At 41.7% G+C, this 17,490-nt stretch carries 18 protein-coding genes; 10 read left to right on the top strand and 8 right to left on the bottom strand.

Going from position 1 to position 17,490, the window contains the following annotated elements; translation table 11 throughout:
* Window positions 1–88: 88 nt before the first annotated feature.
* The 4 genes from phoU to J1N51_RS06860 all read right to left on the bottom strand — a co-directional run bounded on the left by phoU (window position 89) and on the right by J1N51_RS06860 (window position 5,684).
* Window positions 89–793 (bottom strand): phosphate signaling complex protein PhoU, encoded by a 705-nt coding sequence (gene phoU, locus J1N51_RS06875; RefSeq protein ID WP_208833188.1) that lies wholly within the window; start codon window positions 791–793, stop codon window positions 89–91.
* Between the two features lie 55 nt (window positions 794–848).
* Entirely contained in the window at window positions 849–1,673 is an 825-nt protein-coding gene (gene pstB, locus J1N51_RS06870; RefSeq protein WP_208833187.1) for a phosphate ABC transporter ATP-binding protein PstB, read from the bottom strand.
* A 79-nt stretch (window positions 1,674–1,752) separates the two neighbouring features.
* A complete protein-coding gene (gene pstA, locus J1N51_RS06865; protein ID WP_208833186.1) occupies window positions 1,753–3,402 on the bottom strand; it encodes a phosphate ABC transporter permease PstA in 1,650 nt (549 codons plus the stop codon).
* Between the two features lie 32 nt (window positions 3,403–3,434).
* On the bottom strand, window positions 3,435–5,684 hold the full coding sequence (locus tag J1N51_RS06860) for an ABC transporter permease subunit (RefSeq protein WP_208833185.1): 2,250 nt from the start codon (window positions 5,682–5,684) through the stop codon (window positions 3,435–3,437).
* Window positions 5,685–5,922: 238 nt separating this feature from the next.
* Here J1N51_RS06860 and J1N51_RS06855 point away from each other — a divergent pair, with 238 nt between their 5' ends.
* Window positions 5,923–6,435: a glycine cleavage system protein R gene (locus J1N51_RS06855; RefSeq protein ID WP_208833184.1), complete on the top strand. Its 513-nt coding sequence runs from the start codon at window positions 5,923–5,925 to the stop codon at window positions 6,433–6,435.
* Between the two features lie 89 nt (window positions 6,436–6,524).
* On the opposite strand, the gene J1N51_RS06850 is transcribed toward J1N51_RS06855, so the two are convergent.
* Both J1N51_RS06850 and J1N51_RS06845 read right to left on the bottom strand, forming a co-directional pair.
* On the bottom strand, window positions 6,525–7,493 hold the full coding sequence (locus tag J1N51_RS06850; protein ID WP_208833183.1) for a PstS family phosphate ABC transporter substrate-binding protein: 969 nt from the start codon (window positions 7,491–7,493) through the stop codon (window positions 6,525–6,527).
* A gap of 256 nt (window positions 7,494–7,749) precedes the next feature.
* Window positions 7,750–8,652, bottom strand: coding sequence for a porin (locus tag J1N51_RS06845; protein ID WP_208833182.1), 903 nt, complete (start codon window positions 8,650–8,652; stop codon window positions 7,750–7,752).
* Between the two features lie 512 nt (window positions 8,653–9,164).
* On the opposite strand from J1N51_RS06845, the gene J1N51_RS06840 reads away from it, so the two are divergent.
* The 3 genes from J1N51_RS06840 to J1N51_RS06830 all read left to right on the top strand — a co-directional run bounded on the left by J1N51_RS06840 (window position 9,165) and on the right by J1N51_RS06830 (window position 11,576).
* Window positions 9,165–10,088, top strand: coding sequence for a Dyp-type peroxidase (locus J1N51_RS06840; protein WP_208833181.1), 924 nt, complete (start codon window positions 9,165–9,167; stop codon window positions 10,086–10,088).
* A gap of 87 nt (window positions 10,089–10,175) precedes the next feature.
* The gene (locus J1N51_RS06835) at window positions 10,176–11,111 is read left to right on the top strand and encodes an SPFH domain-containing protein (RefSeq protein ID WP_208833180.1); all 936 of its coding nucleotides are present in this window, start codon (window positions 10,176–10,178) and stop codon (window positions 11,109–11,111) included.
* Between the two features lie 9 nt (window positions 11,112–11,120).
* Complete coding sequence (locus J1N51_RS06830) at window positions 11,121–11,576, top strand: NfeD family protein (protein ID WP_208833179.1); 456 nt, start codon at window positions 11,121–11,123, stop codon at window positions 11,574–11,576.
* Between the two features lie 104 nt (window positions 11,577–11,680).
* On the opposite strand, the gene argR is transcribed toward J1N51_RS06830, so the two are convergent.
* Window positions 11,681–12,145 (bottom strand): transcriptional regulator ArgR, encoded by a 465-nt coding sequence (gene argR, locus J1N51_RS06825; protein ID WP_208833178.1) that lies wholly within the window; start codon window positions 12,143–12,145, stop codon window positions 11,681–11,683.
* Between the two features lie 145 nt (window positions 12,146–12,290).
* Between argR and mdh the strand changes: the two genes are divergently transcribed.
* On the top strand, window positions 12,291–13,232 hold the full coding sequence (gene mdh / locus J1N51_RS06820; protein WP_208833177.1) for a malate dehydrogenase: 942 nt from the start codon (window positions 12,291–12,293) through the stop codon (window positions 13,230–13,232).
* A 92-nt stretch (window positions 13,233–13,324) separates the two neighbouring features.
* Here mdh and ispB read toward each other — a convergent pair whose 3' ends face one another.
* Window positions 13,325–14,296: an octaprenyl diphosphate synthase gene (gene ispB / locus J1N51_RS06815; protein ID WP_208833357.1), complete on the bottom strand. Its 972-nt coding sequence runs from the start codon at window positions 14,294–14,296 to the stop codon at window positions 13,325–13,327.
* 267 nt (window positions 14,297–14,563) lie between these two features.
* Here ispB and rplU point away from each other — a divergent pair, with 267 nt between their 5' ends.
* From rplU to J1N51_RS06790, 5 genes are all read left to right on the top strand, one after another.
* Window positions 14,564–14,875: a 50S ribosomal protein L21 gene (gene rplU / locus J1N51_RS06810; protein ID WP_208833176.1), complete on the top strand. Its 312-nt coding sequence runs from the start codon at window positions 14,564–14,566 to the stop codon at window positions 14,873–14,875.
* An 18-nt stretch (window positions 14,876–14,893) separates the two neighbouring features.
* Window positions 14,894–15,151: a 50S ribosomal protein L27 gene (rpmA, locus tag J1N51_RS06805; protein ID WP_208833175.1), complete on the top strand. Its 258-nt coding sequence runs from the start codon at window positions 14,894–14,896 to the stop codon at window positions 15,149–15,151.
* Window positions 15,152–15,303: 152 nt separating this feature from the next.
* Window positions 15,304–16,443, top strand: coding sequence for an Obg family GTPase CgtA (gene cgtA / locus J1N51_RS06800; RefSeq protein WP_208833174.1), 1,140 nt, complete (start codon window positions 15,304–15,306; stop codon window positions 16,441–16,443).
* A gap of 94 nt (window positions 16,444–16,537) precedes the next feature.
* Window positions 16,538–17,035, top strand: coding sequence for a type 3 dihydrofolate reductase (folA, locus tag J1N51_RS06795; RefSeq protein ID WP_208833173.1), 498 nt, complete (start codon window positions 16,538–16,540; stop codon window positions 17,033–17,035).
* A 79-nt stretch (window positions 17,036–17,114) separates the two neighbouring features.
* Window positions 17,115–17,483 carry a DUF3718 domain-containing protein gene (locus tag J1N51_RS06790; protein ID WP_208833172.1) on the top strand — a complete coding sequence of 123 codons (369 nt, stop codon included), beginning with the start codon at window positions 17,115–17,117 and terminating at the stop codon, window positions 17,481–17,483.
* Window positions 17,484–17,490 lie beyond the last annotated feature (7 nt).

Here is a 17,490-nt window from a genome sequence, read left to right as displayed (position 1 = left end):
GCAATTAAAAAGCACCTTAGCGAGAGTGCGGCAGGTGCTTTTGAGGAAAAACCAAGAGGAGTATTTTTATCCTCTTAAAATCAAATGTTTACAAAACGTTTTCTTTTATATCATCTTCAGAGGTGTGACGGACGTCTTTACCTTTGACGAAATAAATAATGTATTCTGAAATATTTTGGCAACGATCACCGATGCGTTCTAACGAACGGACTGACCATAAAACGTCCATTACTTTAGGAATCGAACGCGGATCTTCCATCATGTAGGTCATTAATTGACGGGTAATGCCTTCATATTCTTTGTCTAATGCTTTGTCTGATTGGTGAACTTCAAACGCGGCGTCGACATCCATACGCGCAAATGCATCCAAAACATCATGTAACATGGTGGTCGCTTTGCGGCCCATATTATCCATTGATACCAAAAATTCTTGCTGTGCTTTGTTAAAAGACTCAAGCGCGACACGTGCAATACGCTCCGCTTCGTCACCAATACGCTCAAGATCAGTGATGGTTTTGATGATGGCTAGAACCAAACGTAAGTCAGAGGCAGCTGGTTGGCGCTTGGCGATGATACGCGTACACGCTTCATCAATTTTAACTTCCATTTTGTTGACGTGAATGTCGTTTTCTAACACTTGTTTTGCCAAGTCATGGTCGAAATTGTTGACTGCGTTGAGTGCGTTGGTGAGTTGTTGTTCAACCAAGCCACCCATTTTTAAAACGTCGTTTCTGATCTGTTCTAATTCAACATTAAACTGGCCAGAGATGTGTTTGTTTAAATTGATTTCCATAGTGTGCCTCTCTAAAAACGTACTGCTAATTTGAAAAAAATGAGCGAATTATCGATTAACCATAACGGCCAGTGATGTAGTCTTCCGTCTTCTTCATTTTAGGCGTAGTAAACAATGCATTAGTGTCTGCGTGTTCAATTAACTGACCCATGTACATAAAGGCAGTTTGGTCTGATACACGTGCTGCTTGTTGCATGTTATGCGTAACAATAACAACTGTATACTTATCTTTGAGTTCAGTAATTAATTCTTCAATCGTCAAGGTTGAGATTGGGTCAAGTGCTGAGGTTGGTTCATCTAACAGCAATACTTCTGGTTCGATAGCAATCGCTCGAGCAATAACCAAACGCTGTTGCTGACCACCTGAAAGGCCCAGTGCACTCTCGTGAAGACGATCTTTCACTTCGTTCCACAATGCCGCATTTGTTAGCGAGCGTTGTACTACTTCGTCTAAAATGCGACGGTCGTTTACACCTTGAAGACGCAAACCGTAAACAACATTTTCGTAAATGCTTTTTGGGAACGGGTTAGGGCGTTGGAATACCATACCGACTTTGCGACGAAGTGAGGCTACATCTACCGACTTGTCGTAGATGTTTTGGTTGTGAAGCAAAATCTCACCTTCGATTTTACAGGTATCAACTAAGTCATTCATACGGTTGATACAACGTAGAAGGGTTGATTTACCACATCCTGATGGACCGATGAAGGCTGTAACTTGACCCTTTGGGATCACCATGTTGATATTTTCAAGCGCTTGCTTTTGACCGTAAAACAAGTTTAGGTCTTTAATTTCAAGAGCAATTTGCTCAGGACTTAGGTTGTCTAAATCAACGCTTGATGACGTTTTGTTACTCATATCCGGTGCGACAGAAATCATCTGGAACCTCTTAACTTCAATTAATTCTTTTGTTGGGCCAGCCTTGGCTGGCCATTCATATTCTGGTTGATGCTCTAGATTAATGCTCTAGAGACTTATACTTCTCACGCAAGTGGTTACGAATACCAATTGCGGTAATGTTCAATGTCACAATAACGGTGACGAGTAATAGCGACGTCGCATAAACAAGTGGACGTGCAGCTTCAACATTTGGACTTTGGAAACCAACGTCATAGATATGGAAACCTAAGTGCATAAATTTGCGATCTAAGTGGATGTACGGGAAGTTTCCGTCAATTGGTAACGTCGGTGCCATTTTAACTACACCAACCAACATCAGTGGTGCTACTTCACCTGCAGCTCGAGCTACGGCTAGGATTAATCCTGTCATGATAGCTGGTGACGCCATAGGAATAATAATTCGCCAAATCGTTTCCGCTTTAGTTGCACCCAATGCAAGTGAACCTTGACGCAACGAACCAGGAATACGTGCTAAACCTTCCTCAGTCGATACGATAACAACAGGCAAGGTCAAAATAGCAAGCGTCAACGCTGACCAAATTACACCTGGTGTACCAAAGGTAGGACCTGGTAGTGCTTCTGGGTAAAACAATTGGTCAATTGAGCCGCCTAGCATGTATACAAAGAAACCCAAACCGAATACACCATAAACAATTGATGGAACACCTGCTAGGTTGATAACCGAAATTCGAATAATTTTGGTTACTGCATTGTTACCTGCGTATTCGTGTAGGTAAATCGCTGCGATAACACCAAATGGTGTGACGATCACCGCCATCAATAAAACCATGAATACGGTACCAAAGATTGCTGGGAATACACCACCTTCGGTGTTGGCTTCACGAGGATCATCCGCAATAAATTTACCAATTTGTTTAACGTATTGACCTACTTTCGCAAAGAAACCCATGTCGTTCGGGAAAGACACATCCAAAATGTAAAACACAGGCAAAACAACTGACTCACCACGCATGTCTTTAACCGTTACCGAATCACGGCGCGCTTCATCGCGGTAAGCAAAAAGTTGTTTCTCGTAGACCTTGTACTCAGCTCTTAGCTCAGCACGACGTGCATTTAAAGCAGCTAGGTTTTCTTCAGTTAACTCACCGTCAAGCTCATATTTACGTTCTTTTAAACGCAACTGTTCGAGTTCGTAGTTGATGGCACCGATTTCATCGTTTTGTAAGTCTAGGGCTTTATCATTTAACTCTACTGCGCGATCGATAGCTTCAAACAAAGCGTCTTGAGTGTTTTCTGTGATAACTTTGCCATCCATAGTGACAGACTCGACAAAGCCGTAAAAGTTACCGTTTTTGCTTCGTTCAAAAACTGCGATACCAGATGGCGTAGATTGTTTTTTGATTTCTGGGCCTAGCAACCACTGGAAGTCTAAGTCGACATATTCGCGGTTACCTGTTTTTACAAGGTAGCGCTCAACATACTCGCCTTGAACTGAATCAAATTTAACGCCTGATTCGATGAGACGTTGAGTCGGAACTTGTTCCGAGTCATAGATCTCACCAATGATAGTACGCTGTTTGCCATTGGCATCGGTTAATTCAAACTGATGAATATCCGATGGCCAAAAGAACGATAAACCACGTGATGCAATAAGTAACAGTAGGCCGATTACTGATAACAAACTGATACTAACTGCACCTGCTGTCATCCACACCCAAGGGGCACCTGATTTAAACCACAACTTCATATTTATTCTCCAAATCTTTTCTTAGGTGCGCATTAAAGTGAGCTGTATTTTTCACGTAATCGCTGACGAACAAACTCAGCAATCGTGTTAAATACAAAGGTAAAGATGAATAGTACGAATGCTGCCAAGAATAAAATTCGGTAGTGAGAGCTGCCTACTTCTGATTCTGGCATTTCAACTGCGATGTTCGCACTCAAGGTACGCATACCTTCAAAAATACTCCAGTCCATAATTGGCGTGTTACCGGTTGCCATAAGTACGATCATGGTTTCACCAACGGCGCGGCCCAAGCCCATCATAACTGCAGAAAAAATACCTGGACTAGCGGTTAACAATACAACCTTTGTTAAGGTTTGCCATTGTGTTGCACCAAGTGCAAGTGAGCCACTAGACAAGGCTTTAGGAACACTAAACACCGCATCTTCAGCAATCGAGAAAATGGTTGGGATAACGGCAAAGCCCATCGCGATACCGACGATTAAAGAGTTGCGTTGGTCAAACGTAATACCTAGCTCATTGGTAATGTATAGACGCGTATTACCGTCGAATAATATTTCTTCAACCCAAGGGCTCATCGCAAACGACACATAACCAACGATTGCAACGATCGGGATTAAGATAATTGAGTCCCAACCAGCAGGTACACGGTTTTTGATGTTCTTTGGAATGTTATGCCAAACAAAAGCGGCAATAAATATCGCAAGCGGGAGCAGTATTAAGATCAGAATAACTGCAGGTAACTTCTCTTCTATAATAGGTGCTAACCAAAGACCTGCTAAGAAACCTAAGATAACCGTAGGTAAGGCTTCCATGATTTCAACGGTCGGCTTAACAACTTTACGAACTGACGGGGCCATGAAGTATGCTGTGTACACCGCAGCAGCAAGACCAATAGGAACCGCAAACAACATCGCATATGCAGCGGCTTTTAACGTACCAAATGAGATTGGCACTAAGCTAAATTTAGATTCAAAGTCATCACTCGCAGAAGACGACTGCCAAATGTAATCTGGCTCAGGATAACCTTCGTACCAAACTTCTTGCCACAAGCCAGACCAAGTTACTTCTGGGTGCTCGTTTTCAATATTGTTAACTTGAATCGCGTTTTGACCCAATACAACAAACGTATTGGCACGTGGTGAAAATCGAATGTCAGTGACATTTTCAGTATTTAGTTGACCTTCCCATAACTCAGCTTCTGAGGTGGTGTGGAATAGGTTTACTTCACCTGACTGTGTTGCAGCGATAAAGGTACGACGGTAAAACTCAGGATAGATAGCAGTAACCGCTTTATCAGCGTTGTTAGTTTGCATCTCAAACTTGCGAACTAAAACGAAGTCACGACCATCGGCACCGTTTGATTCAAACCATTGATTAATAACACCATCACTGTATGCAAGCATTAGTGAATTGGCACCGGCTAAAAGGTTTGAAGCAGTTAAATCAACCCCTTTACGGCTTATTTTATTGTTGTAAAGCAACTCGGCTTCACTGCCATAACGAGTGTTGATGACATAGAGCTCGTGCTTGGTAACGACAAATGTGCGACTACCATCTGGTGAAATTAGTAAATTTTTGATTTCACCTTTAACAAAATCAAGTTCCGACTTTTCAATTTCCCACTCGATTTCTTCGGTCATGAAGTTTTCTTCGCCCTCAAGTTTAGCGAAGTGCAACGAGCCATTGCTCAATTGATAAAGGACACTGACCACACTTTCTTCGACAGCAAAGGCAAATCGAGTGATCGTTTCGTCTTGAGATTCAAAAAGCGACGGTAGACCTTCTTCACCAAATGGATAGTTTACTCTTGGTGATAAGGTACGCTGATTGTCTTTGAAGTCGATTTTAAACATTGGTTTTACGATGGTGAGTTCTGCGTCATCACTCATGTAACCAAAGAGACCTTGGTGAGGAGCTGAATTAGCAACTGCCACCACGTTTTGCGGGACACTCGCTTGAATAGAATCAAGTTGAGTGCCTGCAGATTCACCTTTAACATTGAAAAAATCAACTAGGCCCGATTTTGTCAGGGCGAAAGATATTTCGGTTTGCTCTTCTATGCCTACTGCAAAATATGATTTATCAACGGCTGTTGTCGCTGGACGCGCTTCTACATGTGCAGAATTAAACACAGGTTGAACGACGTACAATAGATAAAAGAAAATAAGTAACAATGCGCAAAGTACTAAAATACCGCCCGTCATGACGCCGTATTTAGCGGCTTTATCTTTAAAAAGACGAGTTGATTCGGTTTTTAACGCGTTGTCTAATGTTTGAGACATACTAAAATACCTACCCTAATTTAGATGGCGCGAAGTATATGTCATTATTGTTACAATAATGTGACAAGCCTTATTGGACGGCCCACTAACAAGCGCAAAAAGTTGATAGCCAGTATAGGAGTTTTTCTGGGTTTTGCCGTTAAATAGGCACAATTTTAACCAGTGTGTCACTGGATTAATTTATATTTTTTGTTAATACTCAAACTACAAATAAGAATAAAAAAAGGTACAGTCATTAATGAAGCATTTGGTGTTAACAGTCATTGCTGAAGACAAAACGGGTTTGGTAGAAAAAATATCAAATGTTGTTTTTGCTCATGAAGCAAATTGGCTGGCGAGTAATTTAAGTATTTTAAGCGGCTATTTTGCGGGTGTTATTGAGGTGATGGTGCCCGAAACCCAATTGGCCGAATTGCAAAAAGAACTAAGTGACCTCCCTGGGATGCAGATCACTACCCATTTATGCGAGGCACTCGAAACTAAACCTGCGCAAGACTTAGAGTTAGTGATTACAGGAAACGATCGCAAAGGGATCGTCCAAGAGTTATCTACAGTGATCAACCATAAAGGCGCTAACATTGTTAGCTTTGTTTCGTCGCATCAGTCGGCTCCAAACTGGGGAGGTGAGTTGTTTCACGCTGTTGCTAAAGTAACGTTACCAGAAGGAATGGATCCAGACGTGATCGTAAATGCTTTAGAGCAGATCGCTTCTGATATTATTGTTGATATAGAGTTAGAAGAGGCTGTGTAAACGAGTTATTCCGCCACTTGTTTATTCCTGACTTAACAACAAAAAAGCCGAGCATTAGCTCGGCTTTTGCGTGTTAGGACTTGGCTTAATTATTTAAGGCCAAGTTTTGCAAGTTGCTTTTGAACAACAGCAGCTGGTAGAGGGATATAACCGTCTTTTTCAACGATCTTTTGACCAGATTGTGACAATACCATTTTTACAAACTCAGCTTCCATTGGCGAAAGAGGCTTGTTCGGGTGCTTGTTTACGTAAACGTACAAGAAACGAGATAGTGGGTATTCGCCAGATACTGCATTTTCTGTAGTCGCGTCGATGTAGTTTTCACCGCGCTTCGCAAGAGGAACTGTACGAACGCCAGAAGTCTTGTAGCCGATACCAGAGTAGCCAATACCGTTAAGCGATGAAGATACTGACTGAACAACAGAAGCAGAACCAGGCTGTTCATTTACGTTGTTTTTGAAGTCACCCTTACAAAGGCCTTTCTTCTTGAAGTAGCCGTATGTACCAGATACCGAGTTACGACCAAATAACTGAACGTCTTTTGCTGCCCACTCACCAGTTAGACCTAAGTCACCCCAACGGTCTACATCTTTGTCACCACCACACTTACGAGTTGACGAGAAAATTGCATCAACTTCAGAGATTTTAAGACCTTTGATTGGGTTGTCTTTATGAACGAATACCGCTAGTGCATCGATTGCAACAGGAATAGCAGTTGGCTTATAACCGTAGCGCTTTTCGAAAGATTCGATTTCTTTTGACTTCATCGTACGGCTCATTGGACCAAATTGAGAAGTACCTTCTGTTAATGCTGGAGGAGCAGTAGAAGAACCCGCAGCTTGAATTTGGATGTTAACGTTAGGGTAAAAACGTTTAAACTCTTCCGCCCAAAACGTCATCATGTTAGCTAGTGTGTCAGAACCAACTGAAGAAAGGTTACCTGAGATACCACTGGTTTTTTCATACGTTGGGATATCCTTGTCTACTGCAACGGCAGAAGTGCTTACAAGTGATGCTAAGGTTAGGCCTAACGCGCCAACTAGTGCTTTTAGTTTCATTTTATTGCTCCAATAGTTTAAGACTTTTTGTTCAGTGGTTGGGACTGAACTGAAACTTAATTCGTTTTAACTGTGGTCATACTAGGCGATGAATATGACAAGTTTATTACACAAAAACTGTTTTATCCTTTTTTTAGGATCATTATTGTTAACCGTATGATCCTATTTATTTTTAATGTTACAACTAGGTGTTTTAAAACGAAAAAAGCCGCATTTAAGCGGCTTTTTAGAGTGTCTTTTTAAGCTAAGGATCGAATTAGAACTTGTGTTCTAAACCAAGTGCTAAATAGTTTTCGTCTTCAGACATATCCATGTTGTATGTCGTATAGAAACCGAATACTTTGGTATTTTTACCTAGCTTGCGGTCAGCGCCAATTGTAAAGCCATTGTCATCTTCTAGAGACTGGTATTGGCCTTTGAGGTCGTACTTACCTAACTTGTATTGTGCACTAACTAAGAAACCGTCTTTCTCTTCACCTGACTCAACGTTTTCTTGAGTTTGGAACATAAAGCCCAGTTTTACGTCAGATACTTTAGTACCTAGCGTTAAACGAGTTGCATCGTAACCTTTAACTTCGCTGTCGATAGCGATAGCTGCGTAGTACTTACCTTTTTTAAGTGCACCGTCACCGTATGTTAAAGAAAGTGAAGTTGCTGCATCATCAGCGTCTTCGTCAAGGATGTAACTGATGCCACCTTGGAAACCGTTGATGCTTGGCGTTTTATAAGAAATGCTGTCGCTCATTCGGTTTTCACCTTTCCACAACACTTTGATATCGCCCTCTAAATCAGAGAACAAGTCAAATTTGCCCTGTGATTGCTTAAACATAGTGTCGTTGCGACCGATAAGAACCTCACCAAATGCACCTTTTAAACCAACGTACTGGTTACGAGATTTTAAGTTTTTCTCACCAGACTCATCAGATACATCAACTTGTAGTTCGTATTTGTATACAACTTCCAAACCGCCATCTAACTTTTGTGAGCCTTTTACACCTAGACGAGAGTTGTTGCTTTTTAGTTCTGTGATTGACTCAGAGCCATCGTCAGAGCTTTGTACAGTTACGTTAACTTTACCGTAAACAGTAGTGTCAGCCATGACTGGCGCTGCCATTGCTGAAAGAACAGAAGCCGCTACAAGAGTTTTTAACATTTTCATAAGAGTACCTGTATAAGGAAATTGTAATACTAATAATGCCAATTTGGCTTAAACCAAATTGAAGTGGCGTTATTAGACTACATAAATGTTACAAAAATATTTCATTGTGAAATATTTGTGACATTTGTATTTAAGTTGTCGTAATTATTACACTTTTATTTCATTAAAAAAGTGACAATTAAGTCCTTAATACTAATTAATGCATCGTTTATCGAAAAATTTACTGCAGAAAAAAGTGCTGATCCCTGATGCTTTTAAAGTGACTGACTATTGTCATCCACAGTTAAGCTGTCCGTAAATATAGCTTAAGATTCCACAAAGCCAATAAATTAGGGGCTTTGAGAGCACTTTTTTGTAATTTTATTGCCCTAGCGCAAAGTTTGTAATTTTACAGATATCAGCTCTTCGATTTATAACCTCTAAGCACACAATAAATTCGAGCTTTGTTTTTTGTTCACTTTTGGCTAAATCTATTTAAAATAAAAACAAATACGGAATGCGGGTTTTTATAAATGGCGAGAGAGCAGTGGGGAATATGCAGTGAAGCAAATTTGCATGGCTTGCATTTGTTTTTTAATGCCCATGAGGGATATGAGCCTGCGATTCGTGAAGCGTTAAGTCAACTGCCGAAATTATTTGAGCAACTTGGCGATCAGTTTTCAGAAGCAATGTTTAGTGGCGTTGTTGCCATCGGCGCTAATTTTTGGTCTGAGTTGTATCCCAACAACAAGCCTAGCGGCCTAAAGCCGTTCCCTGCTATGCGTCACGAAGACAGACACATGCCAGCCGTACCGGTCGATCTGTTTTTTCAATTGCGATCTGACCGTCAAGATGTCAATTACATTGCCAGTCAAAAACTACACCAACTGTTTGGTGAAATGGTTGAGTTGATTGAGCAGGTTCCTTGTTTTAGATACCTCGATGGCCGTGACTTGACTGGCTTTGTCAAAGGCACTGCTAATGCCAAAGGTCGTAAAAGACGTGAAGTCGCTCTGGTAACAGAACCTGGACCTTTTGTCGGAGGCAGTTATTTACATGTTCAACGTTACCGACATCATCTCAATCGTTGGCAGCGCACTCCAACTGAAGAGCAAGAGCTAATCATTGGCCGTTACATAAAAGATAATGCAAAATTAGCCCCAGAAGACTTACCCGAAACAGCACATACGTTTCGTGCCAGATGCTTTAATCGCGAAGGGGAAGTTATTGAGCTATTGCGTCAGGGTATGCCCTATGGAAATCTAAATACGCAAGGTTTATTGTTTTTATCTTATTGCAAAGAGCCCGACAGTTTTGAAAAGATCTTGGCCAACATGGTGTTTGGTTCGGATGCGGGCAATTATGACCACTTACTAAATTACACGACAGCGGAAACAGGAGCTGCTTTTTTTGCGCCGTCGATAGATTACTTAGAGAATCAAGGAAACCTCGATTAACTCTGATTTATAAGCAACATTTGTAACATCACACTGGAAACAACAGGTCATTTAAAATGACCATATAACTATAAAGAAGGAACTACCATGAGTGAACTACTAAACATGGTGCTGTCATTTGAATTTGCAGCTCTAGTTTTGGTTATCGTGTTACTAAAGTCTTCAATAAAGTTTGTCCCGCAAAACAGGGCTTACGTCATTGAACGATTTGGTAAATTTAATAAAACGATTGAAGCCGGTCTCAACTTCATCGTGCCATTTATCGACGTCGTTGCATACGATCGCTCGTTGAAAGAACAAGCTATTGATGTGCCAGGCCAATCTGCAATTACTAGAGATAATATCTCGTTAATTGTCGATGGCGTGTTGTATTTCCGCGTTTTGGATCCTTACAAAGCCTCTTACGGTGTAGACGACTATGTGTTTGCTGTTATTCAGTTAGCTCAAACTACTATGCGAAGCGAAATCGGTAAGATGGAATTAGACAAAACGTTCGAAGAACGTGATTCTTTGAATACCAATATCGTCTCTTCGATCAATGAAGCCTCTGCGCCATGGGGTGTTCAGGTGTTGCGTTACGAAATCAAAGATATTGTGCCACCATCTTCTGTTATGGAAGCGATGGAGCGCCAGATGAAAGCTGAGCGTGAAAAGCGTGCACAAGTTTTGGAATCAGAAGGTGACCGCCAAGCAGCAATCAATGTTGCAGAAGGTGAAAAACAAGCACAGGTTTTGGCCGCGGAAGCTGAAAAAGCAGAACAAATCTTAAAAGCTGAAGGTGAAGCTCAAGCAATTATGCAAGTCGCCGCTGCACAGGCAGAAGCGTTAGAGCTAGTTGGTAATGTAGCTAAAACTGAGCAAGGTCAAAAAGCGATTCAACTTGATCTTGCAACTAAAGCGATTGAAGCTAAACAAGCCATTGCGAAAGAATCTTCAGTGGTTCTTCTACCAGATGGTTCAACGGATGCATCTAGTGTAGTCGCACAAGCGATGACCATTATTGACACTCTGAATAAGAAGTAGGAGGGCGGTATGTGGATTTTTGATGATACTGCGCAAATCCTAATGGCGATAGGGATACTTATGGCCGTTGTCGATATCGTTATCCTTGGATTTGCGACGTTCTTTTTAACCTTAATTGGCTTGGCGGTGTTAACAACGGGTTTGTTATTAAACTTCGGTATCTTTACTGATACTTGGGCTAATATTTTAATCTCAATTGCGGTTCTTTCTGCATTGTATACTGCGCTGTTATGGAAGCCATTAAGTCGTCTGCAACAAGACAGCAAACCACAAACGGTGAAATCAGATTTGATAGGTCACCAGTTTGTTTTAGAAACCGATGTTACCTCAGTACACCCTGGTATGTATTTGTACTCAGGAGTAAATTGGAAAATCGAAGCGGATTCTGATTTAACGGCGGGTGCTAAAGTCGAAGTGATAGAAGTACAAGTCGGAACAATGAAAGTGGCTCCTGTTACTGAGTAATGACAAAAGGTCATAACTATCAAATGGCTTCAAAAAAACAAAAAGGTCTCAATGTAAATTGAGACCTTTTTATTTCTTTTAAATTAGATTTTATTAGTTATCTATTAAACTGTTTCGAATAGGGCTTTTACATTTTCTAATGTGTGCTCGATTTCGCTAACTTTTAAAGGTGCGATAAAAATCGTGTCATCACCGGCGATGGTACCTAGCACGCCTTCAGCCTTACCAACTGAATCTAACAAACGAGCAATTAATTGAGCCGCACCTGGGCTAGTTTTGATGATGACCATAGCTTCGTTGTGATTAACGTCCAACACCAATTGTCGTAATGGACTCTTTGCCGTTGGCATGCCTAATTCAGCAGGCAAACAGTAAACCATTTCTTGTTTGGCGTTGCGAGTTCGTACCGCACCGAAACGGGTTAACATTCTAGAAACTTTTGACTGACTGACGTTATCAAAACCAAGGGCTTTCAACGCATCTACGATGTCACTTTGTGAACCGAAGCGTTCTTCGTTCAAAATGTCTTTAAATGCTTTGATCAGGGCGTCTTGTTTGTTTTGACTCATTGTATTTTTTCCTTGCCAGTCTTTTAGGCGGAATTTTAAAGCATTTCGCCATATAATACTAATTGCGAATTGAGTTTAGCTGGATAATTGAGTATGGTTGCCGGCAAATTTCACTTCTGAATCATTCTTTAAATTGGAGATTAATATGAAAGTAGCAGTGTTAGGTGCCGCTGGTGGTATCGGTCAGGCTTTATCTTTATTACTAAAAACTCAGTTACCTGCGGGTTCTGAATTATCGCTATATGACGTAGCTCCAGTCGTTCCAGGTGTTGCTGTTGATCTAAGCCACATCCCTACTCAAGTAAAAGTAGAAGGTTTTGGTAAGGACGACCTAGAAAAAGCATTAACGGGTGCTGACATTGTATTAATCCCAGCGGGTGTACCTCGTAAGCCAGGTATGGATCGTTCGGATCTATTCAACATCAACGCAGGTATCGTTAAGACTTTGGTTGAAGGCTGTGCGGACTTCTGTCCAGAAGCATGCATTAGCATCATCACTAACCCTGTTAACACTACAGTTGCAATTGCTGCTGAAACGCTAAAAGCAAAAGGCAAGTACAACCCAGCTAAATTATTCGGTGTTACGACTCTAGACGTAATCCGCGCCGAAACGTTTGTTGCTGAAGCAAAAGGCCTTAACTGTGAAGACATCGTTGTTCCAGTTATCGGTGGTCACAGTGGCACAACTATTCTTCCTCTTCTTTCTCAAGTTGAAGGTGTTGAGTTCACTCAAGAAGAAATCGAAAAACTAACTCACCGTATCCAAAACGCGGGTACTGAAGTTGTTGAAGCAAAAGCTGGTGGCGGTTCTGCAACACTTTCAATGGGTCTAGCGGCTGCGCGTTTCTGCTTGAGCCTAGTTGACGCATTAAACGGTGAAGAAGATGTATTCGAATTCACATACGTTGAAGGTGACGGTTCTGACGCTCGTTTCTTTGCACAACCAGTTCTTTTAGGTAAAGACGGTGTTAAAGAAATCTTTGATTACGGCGAACTAAGCGACTACGAAGCTAAGTGTAAAGCAGAGATGCTTGACGGCCTTCGTGGCGACATCACTTTAGGTGAAGAGTTCGTTAACGGCCAATAATCGTAGGCAGTAAACTAAAAAAGCACCTTAGGGTGCTTTTTTTGTGTCTTCGATTTGATGATTAAAAAGAAGCGAGTTGAGCCAAAGTGTTGTTAGGCCGAGCGATGGACCGCAACGTGAGCAAGACTGATTAGCGCTTGTTTAAATTCATTGTCCGGGATCACGCCCAACGCCTCTATTGCCTTGTCGGCTTCCTTTTCAGCTTGTTGACGTGTGTATTCAAGCGATCCAGTTTGTTTCATGACAGATAAGATATGATCTAAATGATCCATGCCATTGGCATTTTCGATCGCACTGCGGATCAAAGCCGCATTTTCAGGATCCGTATTCCACATAGCATATAGAAGAGGTAATGTCGGTTTGCCTTCGGCTAGGTCATCACCCACGTTTTTACCCATATCATCGGCATCTGATGTGTAATCCATCACATCATCAATTAACTGAAATGCAGTACCTAAGTGCATGCCGTATAATTGCATCGCTTTTTCGGTTTCTTCATTTGATCCTGAAATGATCGCGGCAAGTTGTGTGGCCGCTTCAAATAACCGAGCCGTTTTGCCATAAATCACATCAAAGTAGCTTTTTTCTGTCGTATCAGGATCGTTGCAGTTCATCAACTGCAGAACTTCGCCTTCTGAGATCGTATTTGTTGCATCAGCAAGAATCTTCATCACTCGCATCGAGTCCAACGTAACCATCATTTGGAACGAACGGGTATACAAAAAGTCGCCAACCAAAACACTGGCTTGATTACCAAAAACAGCATTTGCAGTTTCTTTACCTCGACGCATTGTTGACTCGTCAACAACATCATCGTGTAGAAGGGTTGCAGTATGGATAAACTCAATAATGGCGGCGAGAGTGTGGTGTTGTTCACCTTGATAACCTAGTGCGCGTGCAGCTAGTACAGTGAGCATAGGTCTGATGCGTTTTCCGCCACTGTTGACGATATACATGCCAAGTTGGTTGATAAGCGCAACGTCGGAGTTGAGCTGATCGCCTATGCACTTGTTTACGCTTTGCATATCTTCGGCAGCAAGTTCAATGATTTGTTTAGTATCCATGTACAGCTGTTTAGTCAATTGCCAATCGGAATGGTTGCGGAGTTTACCTGACAAACCCCAAAAGCCAAAATTTAATCGTAAAAACTCCGGTAAAATACCGATAAAACGGCATGAACTTGTGGTACTTTATGAACCTGTTACAGAAAGGTTTAAAATTTATTAAATTAACGCCAAATTAGTCTTGCTAAAAGCGGGGAAGTGCTTTAGAATTCGCGCCCTGTTTTACAGAATTAATTTGTGCGAAGAGCGCACAGGAGACGGAGTAATATGTACGCGGTATTCCAAAGTGGTGGTAAACAACACCGTGTTGCTGAAGGCCAAACCATTCGTCTAGAAAAACTTGACGTAGAAACTGGTTCTACAGTTGAGTTTGATCAGGTGTTATTAGTTGCTAACGGTGACGACGTAAAAGTTGGTGCACCATTAGTAGCTGGCGGTAAGGTTTCAGCTGAAGTTGTTTCTCACGGTCGTGGTGAGAAGGTTAAAATCGTTAAATTTAAACGTCGTAAGCATTCACGTAAGCAAGCGGGCCATCGTCAATGGTTCACTGAAGTGAAGATTACTGGCATTAACGCTTAATAAAGAAGGTACTTTAATATGGCACATAAAAAGGCTGGTGGTAGTACTCGAAACGGTCGTGATTCAGAAAGCAAACGTTTAGGTGTTAAGCGTTTTGGTGGCGAATCAGTATTGGCTGGTAACATTATCGTTCGTCAACGTGGTACTAAGTTCCACGCTGGTCAAAACGTAAGCATGGGTCGTGACCACACGTTGTTCGCGACTGCTGGCGGTAAAGTTAAGTTCGATACTAAAGGTCCACTTAACCGTAAATACGTAAGCATCGTTGCTGAATAAGTTTAACGAAAGTTACAATTTGAAACCCCGCTTATTGCGGGGTTTTTTATTTCCCCAATTCCATATTAGTAGCAGACTGGCAGTCTAGTCACTTCAGTCATATAGTTACTAGTATTGTTACACGTGTTCCAACCCAAAGAGTTAGTAGTCGAATGAAATTTGTTGATGAAGTTGAAATTAAAGTCGAAGCCGGTGATGGTGGTAATGGTGCCTCGTCTTTTCGTCGCGAAAAATACGTCCCAAAAGGTGGCCCAGATGGTGGCGACGGCGGTGATGGCGGTGACGTTTTCCTAGTCGCAGATGAAGGTTTAAATACCCTAATTGACTACCGCTTTGAACGCTTTCATAAAGCTCAGCGTGGCGAAAACGGGATGGGACGCAATTGTACAGGTTCTCGTGGTGAGGACTGCTTGTTGTCGGTTCCTGTCGGAACACGCGCTCGTGACATCGACACTGGTGAAGTGATTGGTGATCTACTTAAACACGGTCAGAAGTTACTAGTTGCTAAGGGTGGTTATCACGGTTTGGGTAACACGCGTTTTAAAAGCAGTGTAAACAGAGCGCCACGCCAAAAGACCAATGGCACGCCAGGTGAAGTTCGCAACTTACAACTAGAGTTATTATTGTTAGCCGATGTGGGTATGTTAGGTCTACCAAACGCTGGTAAATCGACTTTTATTCGCTCTGTGTCAGCTGCTAAACCAAAGGTAGCGGACTACCCATTTACAACGCTTGTACCTAACCTTGGCGTTGTCCGCGCTGGTAATTCATTCGTTGTTGCTGATATTCCCGGTTTGATCGAAGGTGCCGCAGATGGCGCTGGTTTGGGTATTCGTTTCTTGCGCCATTTAGAGCGTTGCCGAGTACTGCTTCATTTAGTCGATATTATGCCGGTTGATGGCTCTGATCCTGTAGAAAATGCTAAAGTGATCGTAAGTGAACTTGAGCAATACAGTGAAAAGCTAGCAGAAAAGCCACGCTGGTTAGTATTTAACAAAATCGACTTGCTACCTGAAGATGAAGCAAATGAGCGCTGTAAAGAAATTGCAGAGCAGCTAGGTTGGGAAGGTCCAATTTATCAAATTTCAGCGTCACAAGGTTTAAATACTAAAGATCTTTGTAACGATCTTTCTGACGCACTTGAAGAAATGCCTCGTGAAGTTGTTGAAGAGCAAGAAGAGAAAGTAGAGTTCCAGTGGGACTCTTACCACAATGATGTTATTGATGACTTCGACGATGACGATGATTTTGACGAAGATGATTATGACGTTGAGGTAATTTACAAGCCTTAATGTCAAACGATTGGTTGGACTTGAATAGAAAGTATTTAACCACATTGATGAAAAAGATATGATAGCCCTCTAATTAAGAGGGCTTTTGTATATTATGACCAAAATTTCACTCATTGCAGCAATGGCGAACGGTAGAGTTATCGGTAAAGATAATGACATGCCGTGGCATATGCCTGCAGATTTAAAACATTTCAAATCAGTTACTTTGGGTAAGCCCGTGGTTATGGGAAGAAAGACATTCGATTCAATTGGTCGTCCGCTTCCTGGCCGTCAAAACATTGTAATTACGCGTAACTCAGAATGGCAACATGAAGGGGTATTGACCGCTCACTCTACTGAGCAAGCTCTATCTCTATTGAAAGATGCGCCAGAGATAATGATCATTGGTGGCGGTCATATTTATGAGCAATTTTTGCCATTAGCAAGCCACTTGTACTTAACTTTTATAGATCTTGATGTAGAGGGCGATACAAGGTTTCCAGATTGGACTGAAGTAGCGGATTGGCAAGAAACAGAGCGTCAAGCTCATGATTCAGATGATAAAAATCCTCATCAGTATCAGTTTGTAACTCTTAAGCGACAAAGCAAATAATTCGCTATGCTACGCAGGTCAGATTTGCTATATTCTGAACAAGTAGTAATGTTCGCAAAAAATTAATAACGAGAAGTATATGAAATTATTGGTATCTTTATTATCAACTGTATTAGTTGTATCAGCGTTATCTACAAGTGCACCAGCACAGGCAGATGTTGCGTCGTTTTTAGCAGGAGTTTGTGACAACGTTGCAACGGATAACAAAAGCCGATTCCGTAAAAAGTTAAAAAATGCGGGTGTAAAACTACGTAACATTTACGACGGTGTTACTTGTGGTGGTGATAACTTAATTCGCTACGCAATGCAAAAGAACGCAGAGTCTGTTGGTGTATTTATGGTTAAGCGCCTTCCTTCATCTCACTTTGATGGGTCTGGTGATTTAGAGTGGGCAAAAGCAAACGGCTTTGGTGACTCTAAGATTGCAGAGGCTATTGCAAGTCGCTAATTTCAGT

This window comes from Psychrosphaera ytuae (assembly GCF_017638545.1).
GTDB lineage: Bacteria > Pseudomonadota > Gammaproteobacteria > Enterobacterales > Alteromonadaceae > Psychrosphaera > Psychrosphaera ytuae.
The sequence above is the reverse complement of the archived record's forward strand: the minus strand, read 5'-3'. Positions and strand labels throughout refer to the sequence as shown.